Below are 4,321 nucleotides of genomic sequence, written 5' to 3' on the forward strand. Positions count from 1 at the left end.
GCCCACCGAGAAGGGCATCCGTCTCATCTCGTACTTGCGCGAGAACGGCGCCGAGTTCTTGACGTCTGCGCAGACGACGGGCGAGTGGGAGGCCTGCTTGAAAATGATCGAGCGCGGCGAGTTCGAAGCCGATCAGTTCATGGACGGAATTCGCCAGACGACCCGTGATCTGATCGAGATCCTGCGACAGCAGTCTCTGACGATTCCTGGCGCAGTGTTCGAGCCGGTCGGCGCGCCATGTCCGCAATGTGGCCAGGGCGTGGAGGCGAACGTCGCCGGATTCCAGTGCAGTGCTGGATGCGGGTTCACCCTGCGCCGTGAAATCGCTACCCGCCAGATGACGAACCAGGAGATCGCCACTTTGCTCAAGACGGGTGAGTGCACTGGGTTGAAGGGTTTCTACAGCGCCAAGAACAAGCGCAAGTTCGACGCGACCCTCTTCATCGAAGGAACGGAAATCAAGTTCCGCTTCGAAGAACAGCCGCAGACGTCACTGTCGTGCAAATGTCCGAAGTGCGACAGCACCATGGCCAGCAAGGAACGTCTGGTACTTTGCACGGAGTGCGACTTCAAGGTGTGGCGAGAGGTGTGCAAGAGGGACTTGACCGACGCCGAGATGGTCAAGCTGCTCACCGCGGGAAAGATCGACCTCGTCAAGGGCTTCAAGAGCAAGATGGGCAAGAAGTTCGACGCTGGCGTGAAGCTCAACCTGGGTGATGGCAAGGTGGAGCTGGTGTTCGCCGAACGCTGAAAGGAAGCGCAATGCTGATTCACCTGACGCCCCGGCTGTACGTGACCTACGTGCCTGCCCGCAACTGCTCCCTGATCGATCTGACCTGTCCTGAATTGGGCCTGCAGCTCCAGGGCGGTGTCGATCTCTCAACGGGTACGCCGTGGCGGAACACGCACTATCTCGTGGCCATGAAGAAGGGGGGCCGCAGGGCCATCGACGGCTTCTTCGTGGAGGCGCCCCGGCACGTGCCGGAGTTCACCACGACGGCTCGCTGGCTCGTGGACGGGCAGACCATCGAGCATGTCGTCGTCCATAAAGTTCTTGACGAAACCTACGATGCGGTCACTCAGTGCATGCTGCTCTGGGGGCCGCAAGGCTCATTCGATCGACGCTGGCCGGAGGCCCTGACCGATTGGTCCATCATGGCTTGCCAGCCCACAATGGAGTTCTTCCCCTCCACCCATCGGCGAGGAGACTTCAAGGACTCCTACGCACAGGGATCTGGCGAGCAGCTGCGCCTGCAGCGGCGGGTCGAGGCCTTCCCGATGCATACGGTCGAGCGCGCCCGGCTGCTGCCAGATGGCAGTTCGATCCACGACAGGCTTCCAGCGCTCGCGGATGCCTTTCAGGCTACCTTGCCATGCTGATGGTCGCGTTTCGCGCCCTGCCGGTGGTTCTGGCGTGCTGGCTGGGCTCTGCCGCGGCCGCAGGGCCGGCGCCGGCAGCGCGCATTCCCGTCACCGTGGTGAAGGTCAGCGACGGGGACACTCTGCAGGTGCGCGAGATGAAGCACTCCATCCGCATCGCATCGATGGACAGTCCAGAGCTTGGCCACGGCCGTGATCGACCTGGCCAGCCCTACGCCCAAGCCTCTCGCAAGGCGCTGCTGGACCTAGTGGGGCGCTCGCGTGCGGTCGAGGCGGTCTGCTACGAGCGGGACCGGTACGACCGGCATATCTGCGACCTGTTCGTGGACGGGGAGTCGGTATCGCGGACCCTCGTCGGCATGGGTATGGCCTGGGCGAATGAGGCAGCTGGTGGTCGCTACCTGCGCGATCGCCAGCTGCTGGACCTGCAGCGCAAGGCCCGAGCGGAACAGGTTGGCCTCTGGGCGGCCCCGGGGCAGACGCCACCTTGGGAGTGGCGCAGCGCCTGCTGGCGGGATGGCCACTGCCAGGACTGAGATCAGCACAAGCTGACAGCCATCTCCTGCAATGCGGGCTGGTCGAGGCCGTAAGCCTGGCATGCGGCAGCCCACTGAACTTCGTCTTCCGGTGTCACCTCGTGCCACTCGATGTCATCGGGCTGCAGGCCAAAGTCTCCCCAGTCCTCCTGACGCAGCATGTCCGCCAAGGCCCATGCCGGCGTGAGAGAACGGAGCGTGCCGTGCTGGGTGCGCACGATGCCAGCTTCCGATGCGGTGAACCACCGTGCTCCGCGGAAGTCGATTTCGAAGTGGTCTGTCTGCGTGCGACGTTGGCGCGCATTGACGGCCACCTGGGGGCGAGCTGGGATCTGGGTGGTCCAACCGGCGCGTCTCAGCGGCTCAATGCCGACCACGACAGCGGAAGGCATGGCCATGAACACCGCCGCTTCCCAGTCCGGCTGCAGATCAACCACCAGGTTCGCCCACACGTCAGAATGGCCGCCCAACGCCGCGACATGACCTTGCATTTTCCAAAGGTACAGGTACTGCGATGCGGCCTTGGCCGTCATGCCGAAGCGGATCGTCAGATCGGCCCCGCGAAACAGTGCAGGCAGCGAACGCAGCCGCTCAACGGCCGACATGTACGGCTTCATCGGCTGGGGCCCTCCTGGTCACGCGTCTGTTCCTGGCCGTCGCGGATCACGCGCATCACGTCGATGCCTTGGCCCAGCGCGTCGATCGCCGTTTGGGCCATGGCGGCGGCTTGCTCCTCGTCCATGGGCCAGCTTGACGGCAGCCAGCGCTTCAGGTCCTTTGCGATAGCAGGCGCCGCCTGCGCAAGCGCTGCGCGTCGGTCGAAGGCCTTGGCCAGCCAATCTGCCGGCGTCGAGTCTGGATAGGTGGCCAGGCGCACCCGCATCTTGTCCTCGGTGATGGCCTTGATCTGGTGATGGTTGACCAGCCAGTGGAGGTCGAAGACGTCCCGTGGCTTGATTCGGTCGCGGTTGGCCAGCGCGAACACTTTGTCCGCGTAGATCTCGGACAGCTCGGCCGTGGGAACGAAGGTCTGCAGCCCTCCGACAGTACGGATGGGAGCCACCGTCGCCTTGATGGCATCCAGCGCCTGTTTGTCGGTCTTCCACAGCTCGATCTTCAGGCGCACGCCGCCGATCATGTTCTCGCCACCGATGCTGACGTCGAAGGCGTGAGGGTTGTGATCGTCCTTGGCCGGTTTGATGGACAGCTTAGCGCCTTCGGGCAAGGTCATTGTGCTCTGCAGTCGCTGCAGGATCGAAGCCTGGATGGCGCCCAGCTTGAGCGAAGAGTTCACCATGAAGTCCAGATCCTCGGAGAGGCGAGGCGAACCGTGCGCCAGGTGCAAGCTGGTGCCGCCCTGGAACACCAGGTCGCCTGGCTGCCATCGGCGAGAGGCCATCAGAGCCTCCAGCGTGGCCACATGCAGGAGCTGCCGGAGATCGAAAGCCTGGGCCGCTGTGAGTACCTTCTTTGCCATCGCCATTTCCTCTGTCTAGAAGCAATCAAGCGCGTCGTCGCAACTGCGAGGCATGCGCTTAAACGCGAAACTTATCTATGAATTATTAGATAAATTCCGCAAATGTTCAACCATGGTAATTTGCTGTGTTTTGCTGTGATATATGGTGTTCATGTGCCGCTTGTGGCACACTGGCGTTGCACAGACGCGGGTTTGTGCTCAATCTAAACCTCTGCAAGCAAGCCAATGAATAAGGAACGAATGATGCAATGCACACAGAAATCCAGGCCCCCTACAGCTAGCGCGCGTTGCGCGCAGCCCTCGCCCCGCGTCGCCGCTTGACGGCTCACCCTCAAAAGGAGGTGATGGATGTCACACAACAAAGAACAGGTCGCAGTAAAGGAAAAGGCACACACCGCAGTGTCCCTTCCACGCGCCCTGGCAGCTGAGGTCAATGCTGTGGCCGACCAAGCCGGTCGGTCGTCGGCAAAGCAGCTGGAGCATTCGTTCCGAATCGCTCAGGCCATCGAGCAAATCCTGCCAACCGCCACGGTTCAAGCGCTCAAAGGCGGCGCTCTCAACGGCGCTCAGCTGTTGGCAGGCCTCGCTGCTGTGCTGGAGGCCCCGGCCGCCAGTGCCGCTCTCAAAAGGGCGATGGACGCGAATCCATCCCGAATCCACGTTGACCCTCGTGATCCGACACGGGCTATTCAGACAAACGCTGATGGCACGACGACGGTGGGGCGGTTGCTGGAGAACGGTGACTTCGCGCCAGACCCTTCTTCGCAACCTGCGCCAAAGAAAGGACGCGCGTCACATGTCACCGAAGACCAGCCTGGCAAAACAGCCAAGATCCAAGCCAAAAGTAGCCCGCGCCACAGCCGCTCTGCACGAGTTGCTGAGCCCGCCTGACGATACCCGTCCTCACCTTTACTTTCTCGCTGGTCCC

6 protein-coding genes are annotated in these 4,321 nt (G+C 62.4%); 4 read left to right on the plus strand and 2 right to left on the minus strand.

Annotation, left to right across the window (positions count from 1 at the left end; translation table 11 throughout):
- From BM070_RS23775 to BM070_RS23785, 3 genes are all read left to right on the plus strand, one after another.
- A partial coding sequence (locus BM070_RS23775) for a topoisomerase C-terminal repeat-containing protein (RefSeq protein WP_175518603.1) occupies positions 1–751 on the plus strand: 751 nt, incomplete at its 5' end.
- Between the two features lie 11 nt (positions 752–762).
- On the plus strand, positions 763–1,380 hold the full coding sequence (locus BM070_RS23780) for a DUF6012 family protein (protein ID WP_092942830.1): 618 nt from the start codon (positions 763–765) through the stop codon (positions 1,378–1,380).
- On the plus strand, positions 1,374–1,916 hold the full coding sequence (locus BM070_RS23785) for a thermonuclease family protein (RefSeq protein ID WP_092942833.1): 543 nt from the start codon (positions 1,374–1,376) through the stop codon (positions 1,914–1,916). Before BM070_RS23780 ends, BM070_RS23785 begins: the two co-directional genes overlap by 7 nt.
- Positions 1,917–1,918: 2 nt before the next feature.
- Here BM070_RS23785 and BM070_RS23790 read toward each other — a convergent pair whose 3' ends face one another.
- Both BM070_RS23790 and BM070_RS23795 read right to left on the minus strand, forming a co-directional pair.
- On the minus strand, positions 1,919–2,533 hold the full coding sequence (locus BM070_RS23790; RefSeq protein WP_092942836.1) for a hypothetical protein: 615 nt from the start codon (positions 2,531–2,533) through the stop codon (positions 1,919–1,921).
- Positions 2,530–3,393, minus strand: a complete 864-nt coding sequence (locus BM070_RS23795) for a nucleotidyl transferase AbiEii/AbiGii toxin family protein (RefSeq protein ID WP_175518604.1) — start codon at positions 3,391–3,393, stop codon at positions 2,530–2,532. Before BM070_RS23795 ends, BM070_RS23790 begins: the two co-directional genes overlap by 4 nt.
- 348 nt (positions 3,394–3,741) lie before the next feature.
- Here BM070_RS23795 and BM070_RS24700 point away from each other — a divergent pair, with 348 nt between their 5' ends.
- On the plus strand, positions 3,742–4,284 hold the full coding sequence (locus tag BM070_RS24700) for a hypothetical protein (RefSeq protein WP_139222995.1): 543 nt from the start codon (positions 3,742–3,744) through the stop codon (positions 4,282–4,284).
- The last annotated feature ends 37 nt before the right edge of the window (positions 4,285–4,321 follow it).

Source organism: Paracidovorax wautersii, assembly GCF_900113035.1.
Taxonomy (GTDB): domain Bacteria; phylum Pseudomonadota; class Gammaproteobacteria; order Burkholderiales; family Burkholderiaceae_C; genus Paracidovorax; species Paracidovorax wautersii.